Source organism: Bacillus sp. NH11B (genome assembly GCF_001884205.1).
Lineage (GTDB): Bacteria > Bacillota > Bacilli > Bacillales > Bacillaceae_G > Bacillus_A > Bacillus_A proteolyticus.
On the sequence record NZ_MAOG01000107.1, the window covers coordinates 204,277 to 218,778 of the forward strand.

Genomic DNA, 14,502 nt, shown 5'->3' on the forward strand with positions numbered 1-14,502 from the left:
GTGTCCAATTTTAATCCCATAAATAACGGAATACACGTTTTACTTTTGACATCATACGGTCATCATTTTGATTATTGTTGTTTTGATTACGAGTTTTTTGTTTTGCAGGTTGCTGTTGTACCGGCATTGGTGCTGGTACTGGTTCAAAATGCTCTTGCTTTTCCTGCACGTTTTTCCCACGTAATTTAGCTTTTTGATATGAGTGTTTAATTAAACCTACTCCAATTGTATATTGTGGCTCACGCACACCAATATAATCAGGAGTTGCTATACGAACATTTTCATGTAAGATATCATATGCAAGATCAAGAACACCTGGCATAGAAGCAATTCCGCCGGTTAATACATAGCCAGAAGCAACTTGCTTTATTCCTAACTTATGCACTTCATCTTGAACAAACATTAAAATTTCCTCTACACGAGCCTCGATAATATCCGATAATTCCAATTGTGAATACTGTTCTGTCTGATCGCTTCCCATAATAGGAACCGTAAACATTTCTTCTTCAGATGCTGTATCATAAAAAGCATGTCCATATTTCAACTTAATTTGATCTGCATTTTCAGTTGAAGTTTTCAACCCAATCGCAATATCCTTCGTTATATGGTCTCCACCTAATGGCAATACGCTCGTTGTTTGTAACTCTCCATCTTTAAAAATAGATAAAGTTGTAGAGCCTCCCCCAATATCAACAAGGGCCACTCCTCTATTTTTTTCATCTGAAGATATAGCAACTGTTGCAGCCGCTAAAGGTTGAAGACAAATATCAACAATTTCAAGACCTGCTTTTTCTACACAACGAAGTAGGTTATGTAGTAAAGTTCTCGAGCCTGTAATAAGTGTACCTTCCATTTCTAATCTTACACCAATCATCCCGCGTGGATCGTTAATCTCGTCAAGACCGTCTACAATGAACTGTCGAGGTACCACATCAATAAATTCACGTTCAGGAGCAATTGACACAACTTGTGCTGCATCTAGAACGCGTAAGACATCTTCATTTCCGATTTCACGATCTTCATTTGAAACAGCGACTACGCCATGACAAGGAAGTAGCTGTACCTGGTTTGCATTGACACCCACTACAACTTGCTCAATGTGGATTCCCACCATGCGCTCAGCTTGTTCAATTGCTTTTTTAATTGATCGAACAGTCTCATCTATATCGACTATCGATCCCTTCTTTAAACCATTTGATTTTACATTTCCAACACCAATTATGTTTAAGCTGTCATTAACCATTTCACCAATGATGACTTTAACATTGGATGTACCGATGTCAAGACTAACATATATTTCATTGCTGTTCATTCTTTGGCACCTCCTTCTTTATTTATACCATACAACTCAATATATGGAACAACAATCGCAACTTTACTATTTATAAGAAAAATATTCAACGTCTTTATACGTTTCCCTTTTTTAACCCTATACTTTTCTTATTTTTATTTAACATTCATTTAAGAATATCGCAGTAAACTGTGAATAACTGCTTATCTTGAAATAATTCTATTCCAAGTGTAAAGATTACCGCCAAGTATAAGTCTACACTAAGATGTACTCATAGAAAAGTGAAACTTGTACCAATCCTAGTATGAATCTAATAATTTTTACATATTTTTCATCAAATTAAGCATTCTTACAAATTAGCATTCATATAAAAGAACATTCGTTTCGTTTTATACGTAATAACGCAGTGAAAACTATCATTCTATTCTTTCTTTTCTTCAGCACCTAGTTCCTTCGTATAAGCCCCCACTTCTAAGTCAATTAACACCTTCTTACCAGGTTCAATTGTTTTTATAATAAGTGGATAAGCTTCCATTCGCTTTGCGAAATTTTGAATAGTAGTGCTCACTTCATATCCTTCATTCATATATAAAGTAAGATGATCTTCATTTGCGTTCGTTGGTGTATAACGAATTTCAGAAATAGACCTTAAAATAGTCGGCGTTACTTTTTCTAGTTCTGCAATTAACTCCTTCATTTTTTCCTCTTTAAACGGTTCAAAAATTGGTGCTGCAACTGGAAGTTTCCCATTCGGAAGTACATCTAATGTTTTCCCATTTTCTAATAACGGTTGTAATTTTCCATCTTTGTTTATATAGCCGATGGTTAAATATTCTTCTATATGAACATCAATTTTGTTTGGGAAACGCTTCTTTACATTTACCGCTTTAATTTCTTTTCGTTTCGTTAAGTTTTCTTCTGCTTTATGTGCTGTTACTCGGAAATAACTCGTGTCATATGTCACACCTGATTCCTTCATAACTTGTTCATCTGTCATATAATGATTTCCAAACACACTTATCTTTTTTATATTACTAAGTGGAGACCGAAAATAAATTAAAAAGAGTACTAATAAAAATAAAATCGATATGTATAAAATTAACCGATGATTAACAGGTTTTTTATTCTTTTTCTTTTGATGCTTTAACTTTGGTACACGATCTTGTAGTTTAATCACTTTACTATTTTTCATGTACGATCCCCCTATGTAACATAAAAAACGGCATGTTCCTCATGCCGTTCTTATCTTCTTATTATAACATAAATGATAATGAGCGGAACGAATAACCGTTATCTTCCAATTATTTCTACTTCGGTATGCATATCAACACCAAATTTACCCTTAACTGTACGCTTTATCAATGCAATCAAGTCTAATACATCTTGCGCTGAGGCCACACCAGTATTAACAATAAAATTCCCATGCATTTCAGAAATTTGAGCTCCACCTATTGTATAACCACGAAGCCCTGCTTTTTCTATTAAATCTCCTGCAAAATATGGGACTGGATTTCGAAATATACTTCCTGCACAAGGATGATTCCAAGGCTGCGTTTCACGGCGATAATCTTTATTCTTTTGCATGCTTCTTACAATTTCCTTACGTTCGCCTACTTCCAATTGGAATTCAGCTTCCAAAACAATACCAGGGCGTTTCGTTTGCAATACAGATGTACGATAAGAAAACCCCATTTCGGTATTCGTCAACCAATTAATTGTTCCATTTTCAAACAAAATACGAGCTTTCGTTAGTACACTCGATATGTCAGACTTATGAGCGCCTGCATTCATATACACTGCACCACCGACACTTCCGGGAATACCACTTGCAAATTCCAAGCCAGCTAATCCCTGTCGACTAAGTAAAGTTGACAATTTAATAAGAGGATATCCAGCACCAACTCTTACTTTATGTTTTTCGACTTCTAAGTGGTCTAATCCTTCCCCTAAACGAATAACCACACCTTCTATACCTTGATCAGATACAAGAAGATTCGAACCACGACCAATTACAGTCCACCGTGCCTTGTACTTCTTTACTAACTTTAGCGTTTTCTCAATATCAGCAACATGCTTTGGCACAATTAAAATATCAGCTGGTCCACCTATTTTCATAGTCGTGTAACGCGCTAACGGTTCATTAACTAACACGCGACCAACATTTGCTTCTAAAAGCTCTTTTACTAATTGTTCCATAGACAATCTCCCCCATATTAAGTCTCCTTATTACAGTAATATGCAGGGCGTTCACCTAATGTTATTTTTTAATAAGCTTGTTCATTACCTCATATAGCTTATTTGCTGCATCTGGAATACCAAGTTGTTTAGCAGCCAGTTTCATATTTTGTAATGTTTGTGTATCCAATAAAATTTCATCAATATCACGAATAAGCATTTCAGATGTTAAATCTTTTTCAAGTAGCATTTTAGCTGCTCCTTTATCAACAACTGATCGTGCATTTTTTTCTTGATGATTATTTGTTACATACGGACTCGGAATTAATACACTTGGCTTTCCTAATGCTGTTAATTCTGCAAGCGTTGTAGCCCCTGCTCTTGAAACAACAAGATCTACACCAGTCAGTACCTCTGGCATATTATGAATAAAAGGTTTAATAATAACATTATTCGGATTCCCTTTTTGTTTCACAGCTTCCATAACTTTATCATAATGTACTTCGCCTGTTACATATAATACTTCGTAACTTTTATTCCCAAATTGTTCAATCGCTTCTACAAAAGCATCGTTAATCGGTCTAGCCCCGCGACTCCCACCAAAAATAAGCACTGATTTTTTTGAAAGAGATAGTCCTACCGAACGTTTTCCTTTCATTCCATTTTGGTCCAATACTTCTGATGCACGTGGATTACCTGTCATAACCACTTTTGACTGTGGGAAATGTTCTGCAGCTGCTTCAAAACAAACTGCAACTTTATCGACATAACGACTTAAAAATTTATTCGTTACACCAGGTACACTATTTTGTTCATGTACAATAGTCGGAATACCTAATTTAGCCGCAGCATATACAACTGGCCCACATACGTATCCACCCGTACCGATAACAATATCAGGGTTAAAACGACGAATATATCGTTTACTATCTTGAACACCTTTTAGGAAACGCATCACCGTTTTTACATTATCAAGAGATATTTTCCGTTTAAATCCACTTATAACAATAGATTGGAACGGAATACCCGCTTTCGGTACGATGGTACTCTCTAATCCATTCTCTGTACCAATGTATAAAAACCTTGCTTCCGGATTTAATTTTTTTATTTCTCTAATTAAAGCAAGAGCTGGATAAATATGTCCTCCAGTACCCCCACCACTTACTAATACTCGCACTACTAATTCCTCCACTTCCCTGTTCTTATTCAATCGTATTTATTTCTATATACATATTGTATTTTCCACACATACGAAAAACCCTGTCTTTTAAACAGGGTTTAATAGCGAGAATGGCGACTTATATTCAATAATACACCTACTGCCATTAACATTAAGGTCAAACTTGATCCACCATAACTTAAAAATGGCAAAGTAATACCCGTAACAGGCATCAGTCCTGTTACAACACCAACATTAATCATTACTTGAATCGCAATCATCGCCACAATACCTACTGCTAAAAACGTACCATATAAATCTGGCGCTCCTAATGCTATACGAATCCCGCGCCATAGTAATAGACTAAATAATAATAACACAAATGAACCGCCAATAAAACCTAATTCCTCGGATAAGATTGCAAATATAAAGTCTGTTTGTGGTTCAGGTAAATAAAGAAACTTTTGTCTACTTTGTCCAAGTCCAAGACCAAATAAACCACCAGGTCCAATTGCGAGTAACGATTGAATAATTTGAAATCCACTTCCGAGCGGATCCGACCACGGATCTAAATATGATGTGATGCGTTTCATTCGATATGGTGCTGATGCAATTAACCCTACAAATCCCGCTGCACCAAGCAAACCAAACATTGCAAAGTGAAAGACCCTTGCTCCCGAGATAAATATCATAATAATACATGTCCCAACCATTACCGTTCCCGTACCAAGATCTGGCTGTAACATAATCATCCCAAAAGCAAGAAATACAAAACTTAGAGCAGGTAGTAATCCACGTTTAAAAGATGTAATTAATTTTTGTCGTTCCGCTAAAAATTTTGCTAAGAAAATAATCATCGCGAATTTCATAAACTCTGACGGTTGAATGGAGAATGCCCCGATTCCAATCCAACTTCGTGCTCCCCCGCGAACGAGACCTACTCCTGGAATTAAAACGAGAATAAGAAGAACGAAACAAACTAGCAAAATTACTTTTGAATACGTGCGCCACACCCAATAATCAATTTTCATTATAAAAAACATAGCCACTACACCAATACTCGCAAACAACAATTGTCTTTTTGCAAAAAAGAATGAATCCCCCATTTTATAAGAGGCCCAAACCGCACTCGCACTATAAACCATAATCATTCCGATTGTTAACAACGCAAGTGTAACGATGATGAGAATAAAATCAGGCGTTTTCTTCATTACCCATGAACACCACCTCTTTAGGCAGAACCTTTTGCCCTATGTAACAAAACATCAGTAGGTGTTAGCCTACTGATGTTTTGATTTACTTTATATAAGTTTATGCACAGCTTGTATAAAAATGTCTCCTCTTTCTTCAAATGTTTTAAATTGATCCCAGCTTGCACATGCTGGTGAAAGAAGAATTACATCGCCATCCGTAGAATGAGCGTAAGCTTTCACTACTGCCTCACCTAAAGTATCGACACTTTCAATTACATCTAATCCCGCTTTTTCAGCCGCTCTTACTAATTTTGGCGCAGTTTGTCCAAATGTTACAATCGCTTTGACATGTTTAAAGTATGGAATTAAATCGTCAAATTCATTTCCGCGATCAAGTCCGCCAGCCAATAAAACAATCGGTTGTGTAAATGCAGACAATGCTTTTTCTGTCGCTAACATATTCGTCGCTTTTGAATCATTATAAAACTTACGATTATTAATCGTTGTTACATATTCTAAGCGATGCTTTACACCTGTAAAATTTTTTAGCACAGCAGTAATTGCTTCATTAGAAACACCTAGTAACTTCGCAATACTCATCGCTGCTAAAATATTTTCTAAATTGTGCTTACCAGGTAAAACAATATCGCTTACTTCAACCACTTTTTCGCCTTTAAAATAAAGAGCGTTTTCTTTTATATATGCACCATCTTCAATTTCTTTCGTAGTCGAAAATAGTACTTTTTGTCCTTTACTTTGTGCCGATAACGTCATTACATCTGCATCATCCGCATTAATTACACTATAATCTGTTTCAGTTTGGTTTTTGAAAATATTCGCTTTTGCCAAACCATACTCTTCCTTCGTTCCATGGTAATCTAAATGCGCTTCAAATAAATTTAAAAATGCAGCAATTTTAGGTTGGAACGTCTCTACTCCCATCAACTGGAATGATGAAAGTTCTGTAACTACAACTTCATTTTCTTTTGCAGCTTGTGCAACTTCACAAGCTACTGTTCCGATATTTCCCGCAATAACAGGTTGCTTTTTGCCTTCTTTTAACATTTCAAACGCAAGCATTGTCGTTGTTGTTTTACCGTTAGATCCCGTAATTCCAACAAATGGGGCTTCTGAAATACGATATGCTAATTCAACTTCAGTGACAATCGGAATTTGCTTTTCTTTCGCCGCCACTAGTAGCGGATTAGAATATGGAATCCCTGGATTTTTTACGACAAGTGAAATGTTTCTTTCCAACAATTCTAACGGATGTCCACCACAAACAACATCCATACCCTTCGCTTGTAATTCAGCTGCAGGCACGTTACCCGCTAATGGTTTCCCATCATTTACAATAACGTTTGCACCTAATTCGTTTAATAAAGTAGCTGCTGCATAACCACTTTTAGCAATACCTAATACAAGAACATTTTTATTTTCAAATTCAGTTATAGTTTTCAATTACATCCACACCCCGATATAAATTCCTAACACAGCTAGTAAAAATCCTACAGACCAAAACGTTACAACAACGCGCCATTCTGACCAACCACATAATTCGTAATGATGATGTAATGGACTCATTTTAAAGACACGCTTTCCTGTTGTTTTGAACGAAATAACTTGGATAATAACAGATAAAGTTTCTGCTACGAATACACCGCCAATAATAACGAGTAACAATTCTTGTTTTAACAAAATCGCTACAGCTGCAATTGCTCCCCCTAAAGCTAGAGATCCTGTATCGCCCATAAATACTTTCGCTGGATTCGCATTGAATACTAAAAAGCCAAGTACAGCTCCTACAACTGCCATACAGAAAATCGCTACACCAAATTGTTCTTGAGCCACAGCAATAATACTAAATGCCCCGAATGCAATAGCAGCTGTTCCTGATAATAAACCATCTAAACCATCTGTTAAGTTAACCGCATTCGATCCACCAATAAGCATAAATAATACAAGAACAAAGTATGCCCATCCTAATTCGAATTCAACATCCGTTCCTGGAATCATAATATAAGTATGAAATGCTTGCCCTTTTCCAATTAAAAAGAACGCAATAGCAATTACAAGCTGACCAATCAATTTTTGTTTTGATGTTAAACCAAGATTTCTTTTCTTAACTACTTTTATATAGTCATCTAAAAATCCGATTAACCCATATCCAAATGTAACTAATAACAATAATGATACTTCTGCACCTAAATTGTTAAATTTAATCGCCATAATGAGCGTAGTTACCATCATGGATACATATATGACAATACCACCCATCGTTGGTGTCCCTGATTTCTTTTGGTGTGACTTCGGTCCTTCGTCACGAATACTCTGTCCGAACTTTAACTTTCTTAAAAATGGAATAAATAATGGCGAAAGGGCAACAGAAATTAAAAATGCTACCCCGGCCGTTACTAATAAACCTTGTTCAAGCACATGTAGTCCTCCTCTCATGCTGTTACTCTTTGTTGTTTAAACGCTCCGTGATTGCTTCTTTAGCGACTTCACGATCGTCAAAATGATGAACTTCCTTACCAACAATTTGATATGTTTCATGCCCTTTACCAGCAATAATAATGATGTCCGCATCTTTTGCTTTAGCAATTGCACAACGTATCGCTTCTTTTCTATCAATAATTACCTCGTAATTATTCCCATTTGCACCATTTACCATATCATCTAAAATAGCCTTCGGATCTTCACTTCTTGGATTATCTGATGTATAAATTGCATGCGTTGCATATTCTGTTGCGACACTTGCCATTATCGGTCTTTTCGTTCTATCTCTATCACCACCGCAACCAACAATACAATATACATTCCCTTTTGCAAATTGTTTTGCTGTTTTAAGTACGTTCTCTAAGCTATCCGGTGTATGCGCATAGTCAACAATAACTGTGTAATTTTGTCCACCATCAACAACTTCAAAACGTCCAGGAACACCAGCAAGCTCTTTAATTACATCAATAATTGTTTGCAAGCTCACTCCTGAAACAAGACCTGCTGCTGTAGCAGCTAACACGTTGTATACATTAAACTTGCCAATTAATTTCATCGTAACATTGACAGTTTCATACGGTGTTACAAGGGTAAATGTTGTACCGCCACTCGTCATTACGATATCTCGTGCCATAATGTCGCTTGCAACATCTATACCGTATGTTACAACAGTAGCTGCTGTACTTCTCATATACTCCTCTGCTACTGGATCATCACTGTTTAATATAGCGTATTTTTCACGATTATGATGATAACTATTGCCAAGCTGTGCAAAAAGCAACCCTTTCGCATGCTTATATTCTTCCATCGTTTTATGATAGTCTAAATGATCTTGTGTTAAATTCGTAAATACTGCAACATCGTAATCGCACCCGTGTACACGGCCAAGATCTAAAGCATGAGACGAAACTTCCATTACTGTGCTATCCACACCTTGTTCAACCATTTTAAAAAACGTCTGTTGAAGTGTTAGTGCATCTGGTGTTGTATTTTTCACCTCAAATGTTTCATCACCGATTTTCATATTAATCGTTCCGATTAGCCCCGTTTTATGACCATGTGCGCGCATAATTTCATCCATAATATGCGATGTTGTTGTCTTTCCATTTGTACCTGTAATACCGATTAAATGTAACTTGTGTGTTGGTTGGCCATAAAAATAATCAGCTAAAACCGCTAGCGAACGAAAAGTATTTTTCACAAGTACAACTGGAACGTCAACATCAATTGGTCTTTCCGCAACAATAGCAGCCGCTCCTTGTGCGGCTGCTTGCTTAGCAAAGTCATGGCTATCAACCGTATATCCTTTCATACATATAAATAAGCTTCCCTCTTTCACTTTACGTGAATCCGCTTCAATAGATGTTATTTCTGGATTTTCTTTTGGAACAACTGGAAAATCATGCAAACATGATAAAAGTGTATGCAACTTCATTTCACTAAACCCTCTCTACATTGTTTATTTATCTCTTATTTTAGCAAGTAACACGTTACCTCCTATTTATATAAAAATAGAAGGTAAGTGCTACTATAGCCTAATCAATAGATTTATTTATTAACGAGACACTTATCGTCTCAAATAAAGCAATTTCCCTATAAAAAACTCACTTCCACCAATTGTACCATAAAAAACAATCAGTTACCTTTAATTCCCGAAGTAAATTCTAACTTTTGAACCCTCTTTTACTTTAGCTCCTGCTTCTGGTGATTGTTTAATTACTTTCCCACCATCACCACTTATATCAAGCTTCAAGTCTACAAGTTGCGTTTGTAAATCTTTCTTTTTCATACCAATTAAATTCGGAACTTCCACAGTTGGTGTATCGCCCCATTTATATTCTTTCTCAACTTGCTCTTTTCTCGGTTCCACTCCCATTACAGGAAGTGCGTCACGAAGAATATTCCCAACAATAGGTGCTGCTACAACTCCACCAAATTGAGTGACTCCTTTTGGGTTATCCACAGCTACATAAACAACAATTTGCGGATCGTCGGCTGGAGCAAAACCGATAAATGATACAATGTAGTTATTATCTAAATATTTTCCGTCTTTTACCTTTTGAGCAGTTCCAGTTTTTCCACCTACACGATATCCATCAATGTACGCTCCTTTACCAGAACCTTTCGCTACAACATTCTCTAATGCATACCGAACTTTCTCTGAAGTTTCCTTGGAAATAACTTCCCTTTTCGCAACTGGTGTCTTTTTGCTGACAACTTGATTATTCTTCGGATCAATAAATTCCTTCGCTATATATGGCTGATACAAAGTTCCACCATTTACAGCGGCCGCTACAGCTGCTACTTGTTGAATCGGTGTAACAGAAACACCTTGCCCAAATGAAGTCGTCGCTTGCTCGACTGGACCAACTTTATCTAAATTAAATAAAATCCCGCTACCTTCACCTTGCAAGTCAATTCCGGTCTTCTGTCCAAACCCGAAATTGCGAATGTATTTAAACAACCGATCTTTACCAAGTCGATCACCGAGTTCAATAAATCCTGGGTTACAAGAGTTTTGAACTACCTCTAAAAACGTTTGGCTACCATGGCCTCCAGCTTTCCAGCAGCGCAATCTAGCTCCACCAACTTCAGCTGCTCCATCATCATAAAACGTATCTTTCTCTAAGTCTACCAAATTTTCATTCAAGGCTGCAGCTAATGTAATAATCTTAAATGTTGACCCCGGCTCGTACGTACTCCATACAGGTAAGTTTCTGTTATATACTTCGGGAGAAACACTTTGGAAATCGGCTGGATCAAAACTTGGCCGACTTGACATACCTAAAATTTCACCATTTTTCGGATTCATTGCAATTGCGATCATGCCATCTGGATTATACGTTGACTCCGCAATATTCATTTCTCTTTCCATAATTCTCGTAATGCGTGCATCAATCGTTAGTCCCAAATTCAAACCAGCTTCTGGCTTTTTGAAATCATCACCTACATTAGGCATTCTCTGCCCTTTCGCATCTGCAAAAAATCGCACATGACCTTTATCACCATTTAACTCTTTATCATAATATTTCTCTAGTCCCATAAGCCCTTGATTATCACTGCCCGCAAATCCTAATACGTGTGATAAAAAATTACCGAATGGATAGTACCGGATAGAATCCTCAGCGATATACACACCCTTTAAACTTAATCCGCGTACTTCTTTCGCTTTGTCATGCGATATTTTCCTTCCGCCTTTATCAAGCCTTACAATCGACTCTTTTTTTGTAATCCGCGTATAAATATCATCTTTTTCCACACCTAATACTGCAGCTAACTTCTCTGCAGTCTCTGCTGGTTTTTCAATTTGCCTCGGCACAACAAAGACGGTCGGTGCACTTTTATTCGTAGCAAGCTCCACACCATTTCGATCTAAAATCTTCCCTCGCTCTGGTTCAAAAGTAATATTACGACTCCATGAATCCTTCGCACGATCTGTTAACATATTCCCAAGAAAAAATTGCACATATCCAAGACGAATATCGATGATGGTGAAAATAAGTATACCCGATATAAGTATAAAAATAAGTCGTTTCCTAACTGTTACATTTGATACACGCATATTGGAACAAGCCTCCCTTACGCCTAGCTTGTTCCAATATATGCTTGTACTTATTTAATTAGAACTTCTTCCCTATTACCATTATGGCTTTTCTGCTTCTTGCTGTGGCTCAAGTGGTGGTACGAGTGTTACACCTAGTTCTGTACCAGGTTGCAACAATGTTCCTTCCGCCACACTTTGTTCCGTTACATATCCTGTACCAGAAGGTTTTAAGTTAAGCTTTAATGTTTTTGCTAAATTCATAACATCACGCAGTGCCCATCCCTGTATATTTGGCATTGTAGGCTTATCTCCTACTAAGAAGACTCGATCACCTTTTAATGTTTGTTCAGTTGCTTTTGGCACTTGCTGCTGTACTTTACCTTCACCTAATACAATTGGACGAAGTTTTGCTTTATCAATTGCTTTTTTCGCTTCATCCATCGTTTTTCCTGTTACATCCGGAACGACAGTTTGTTGCTCTTTCACATATTTCTTCGGATCCTTTACTTCATTTGGCTTAATCTTTAAATACTCTAAACTATTTTTCGTTACATATTTAAAGATATCAGCTAAAGGTTTAGCCCCGTTTTCATCATCTTTTAATTTCGGCTGTTTAACGGCCACATACACAACAAGTTGTGGATCGTCCATCGGTGCCATACCTAAGAATGAGAATATATAATTCTCTCTTCCTGTCATATAGCCACCTTTCCCGTCAGGAATTTGTGCTGTACCTGTTTTACCACCGACTGAATAACCATCAATTTTATATGCAGTCCCTGTTCCTTTCGGTGATGTAACAACACGTTCTAGTAATTGTCTTACTTGCGCGGCTGTCTCTTTGGTAACAGGTTTTCCTACTTCTTCTGGTTTATGCTCTAGCTGTACTTTACCTGTTATTGGATCCACAATTTTATCAACTGTATAAGGTTTCATCATTTTACCATCATTGGCAATCGCTGTTGCAGCTTGCACAAGTTGAATCGGTGTAACTGTAGAACCTTGTCCAAATGCCGTTGTTACTTGCTGTATTTGTTGATCAAATAAAATTGTATTTGACCCTTCACCAGGTAAATCAATGTTTGTTTTTTCATCTAATCCAAAACTGTGAATATATTTTCGAAAACGCTCTGGACCAAGTTTTTGATCCCCTAAAATTGCGAACGCTACGTTTGAAGATCGCTCTACCCCTTCATCAAAAGTAATAGAACCCCATCCAGCGCCGCCGTTATGATCTTTTATTTTGCGATTACCAACTTGATATGTACCAGACTGATAAAAGTCTTGCCCATTGTATACACCTTCATTAATGGCCGCCGCTAATGTGAAAATCTTCATTGTTGATCCCGGTTCAAACGCATTTGCAATGGCATCGTTATAATAGTAATTCATCTGTCCTTGGTTCGGATCATAACTAGGTTTACTAGACATCGCTAATATTTTCCCTGTCTTCGGATCCGCTACAATTCCAATTAAATTTTCTGGTTCATAATGTTTACTCGCTTCTTTCATCGCGTCTTCTAAATAACTTTGAATACGTTGGTCAAGCGTTAAATACATATTATCTCCATTTTTAGGTGCCTTTACATTCACTTTTCCACCGTCAAGAGATACACCTCTACGGTCCCCTGTATAAGCTACCTCACCATTAGAAGCACCTAAATACTTATCCAAACTCTTTTCTAAGCCAAATTGACCTACTGCGATTCCATTCTCATCAGGTCTGGCATGACCTATGACGTAAGATGCGAAATCACCGTTTGGATAAACTCTCGCATTTTCGGTAATAAAAGTTATTCCCGGCAATTTCAATGCTTCTATTTGTTCTTTCTTTTCTTTCGTCAAGCCCTTACCCAATGTTCCAAATTCCACTTGACTTCTGCCTTCTTTATTTAAAGTAGCTAAAATTTTATCTTCATCTTTCCCGAGTACTCCTGCGATTTTCTTTGCAGTATCCTCTTTATCCTTAACAGCGTTAGCCCCTTTTAACTCGGCTACAAGTTTATAAGAATTTGCATCTTGCGCTAGGACATGACCATTTTGATCATAAATTGTTCCTCGATTCGCTTCGAGAACTCCCTTTTTACTATGTTTCTGCTCAGCAAGTTTCTTTAAATCATGATTGTCCACTGTTCCGGTTACTTGTATGTAAAAAAATCGGGCTAATAACAGCAAAAAGAGCAGGAGGAAAAATATCATAAAATAACCTGCTCCCTTATTGGTATGAAATTTGGTCATATTTCTCTTCATCTTTTCTTCACACCTATTTGCCTTACTTTAGGCCTTTCACGTTATTCGCATTAATTTCTAGCCCGTGTTTTTTTGCAACTTCAGCGATACGCTCATAACGACTTAATTTCTCTACTTCAGCCTGCAATTCTTGATTTTCCTTTTGGTTTTTCACAATTTGTTCTTCTATCGTCGCTGCTTCTACATTCACTTGATAAAGACCCGCTTTATTCCCAATAAAAGCTACACAAGCATATAATAAAAATCCAATAAACGTTACATACAATAGCTTTTCAATTCTTGTAATTTTCGCTTTAACTTTTGGCTTAACCATCTGCTGTGGCGGCGTTTGAATTTGTACCTCTTCTTGCGCCTGTTGTTTATACTTTACAGCTAAATTAGTCATACCTCT

At 37.0% G+C, this 14,502-nt stretch carries 11 protein-coding genes; all 11 read right to left on the bottom strand.

Features of this window, described 5'->3' with window-relative positions; translation table 11 throughout:
* Window positions 1-10 precede the first annotated feature (10 nt).
* A complete protein-coding gene (gene ftsA / locus BAU27_RS17330; RefSeq protein ID WP_071746841.1) occupies window positions 11-1,312 on the bottom strand; it encodes a cell division protein FtsA in 1,302 nt (433 codons plus the stop codon).
* A 400-nt stretch (window positions 1,313-1,712) separates the two neighbouring features.
* Window positions 1,713-2,483, bottom strand: coding sequence for a cell division protein DivIB (gene divIB / locus BAU27_RS17335; protein ID WP_071746842.1), 771 nt, complete (start codon window positions 2,481-2,483; stop codon window positions 1,713-1,715).
* A 98-nt stretch (window positions 2,484-2,581) separates the two neighbouring features.
* Complete coding sequence (gene murB, locus BAU27_RS17340; protein WP_071771519.1) at window positions 2,582-3,487, bottom strand: UDP-N-acetylmuramate dehydrogenase; 906 nt, start codon at window positions 3,485-3,487, stop codon at window positions 2,582-2,584.
* A 61-nt stretch (window positions 3,488-3,548) separates the two neighbouring features.
* Window positions 3,549-4,643, bottom strand: coding sequence for an undecaprenyldiphospho-muramoylpentapeptide beta-N-acetylglucosaminyltransferase (murG, locus tag BAU27_RS17345; protein ID WP_071746844.1), 1,095 nt, complete (start codon window positions 4,641-4,643; stop codon window positions 3,549-3,551).
* A gap of 101 nt (window positions 4,644-4,744) precedes the next feature.
* Window positions 4,745-5,836 carry a stage V sporulation protein E gene (spoVE, locus tag BAU27_RS17350; protein WP_000753514.1) on the bottom strand — a complete coding sequence of 364 codons (1,092 nt, stop codon included), beginning with the start codon at window positions 5,834-5,836 and terminating at the stop codon, window positions 4,745-4,747.
* Window positions 5,837-5,926: 90 nt separating this feature from the next.
* Entirely contained in the window at window positions 5,927-7,279 is a 1,353-nt protein-coding gene (gene murD / locus BAU27_RS17355) for a UDP-N-acetylmuramoyl-L-alanine--D-glutamate ligase (protein ID WP_071771520.1), read from the bottom strand.
* Window positions 7,280-8,254, bottom strand: a complete 975-nt coding sequence (gene mraY / locus BAU27_RS17360) for a phospho-N-acetylmuramoyl-pentapeptide-transferase (RefSeq protein WP_000893066.1) — start codon at window positions 8,252-8,254, stop codon at window positions 7,280-7,282.
* 22 nt (window positions 8,255-8,276) lie between these two features.
* Window positions 8,277-9,752, bottom strand: coding sequence for a UDP-N-acetylmuramoyl-L-alanyl-D-glutamate--2,6-diaminopimelate ligase (gene murE, locus BAU27_RS17365; protein ID WP_071746846.1), 1,476 nt, complete (start codon window positions 9,750-9,752; stop codon window positions 8,277-8,279).
* 210 nt (window positions 9,753-9,962) lie between these two features.
* Entirely contained in the window at window positions 9,963-11,879 is a 1,917-nt protein-coding gene (locus BAU27_RS17370) for a stage V sporulation protein D (RefSeq protein WP_002121911.1), read from the bottom strand.
* Between the two features lie 81 nt (window positions 11,880-11,960).
* Complete coding sequence (locus BAU27_RS17375) at window positions 11,961-14,111, bottom strand: PASTA domain-containing penicillin-binding protein (RefSeq protein WP_083596048.1); 2,151 nt, start codon at window positions 14,109-14,111, stop codon at window positions 11,961-11,963.
* A gap of 22 nt (window positions 14,112-14,133) precedes the next feature.
* On the bottom strand, window positions 14,134-14,496 hold the full coding sequence (gene ftsL / locus BAU27_RS17380) for a cell division protein FtsL (protein ID WP_000182807.1): 363 nt from the start codon (window positions 14,494-14,496) through the stop codon (window positions 14,134-14,136).
* Between the last annotated feature and the right edge of the window lie 6 nt (window positions 14,497-14,502).

Excerpts from the sequence above, each read along its gene's own strand:
- ftsA (WP_071746841.1), bottom strand. The coding sequence starts at position 1,312 with ATGAACAGCAATGAAATATATGTTAGTCTTGACATCGGTACATCCAAT.
- divIB (WP_071746842.1), bottom strand. The coding sequence starts at position 2,483 with ATGAAAAATAGTAAAGTGATTAAACTACAAGATCGTGTACCAAAGTTA.
- murB (WP_071771519.1), bottom strand. The coding sequence starts at position 3,487 with ATGGAACAATTAGTAAAAGAGCTTTTAGAAGCAAATGTTGGTCGCGTG.
- spoVE (WP_000753514.1), bottom strand. The coding sequence starts at position 5,836 with ATGAAGAAAACGCCTGATTTTATTCTCATCATCGTTACACTTGCGTTG.
- murE (WP_071746846.1), bottom strand. The coding sequence starts at position 9,752 with ATGAAGTTGCATACACTTTTATCATGTTTGCATGATTTTCCAGTTGTT.
- BAU27_RS17370 (WP_002121911.1), bottom strand. The coding sequence starts at position 11,879 with ATGCGTGTATCAAATGTAACAGTTAGGAAACGACTTATTTTTATACTT.
- BAU27_RS17375 (WP_083596048.1), bottom strand. The coding sequence starts at position 14,111 with ATGAAGAGAAATATGACCAAATTTCATACCAATAAGGGAGCAGGTTAT.
- ftsL (WP_000182807.1), bottom strand. The coding sequence starts at position 14,496 with ATGACTAATTTAGCTGTAAAGTATAAACAACAGGCGCAAGAAGAGGTA.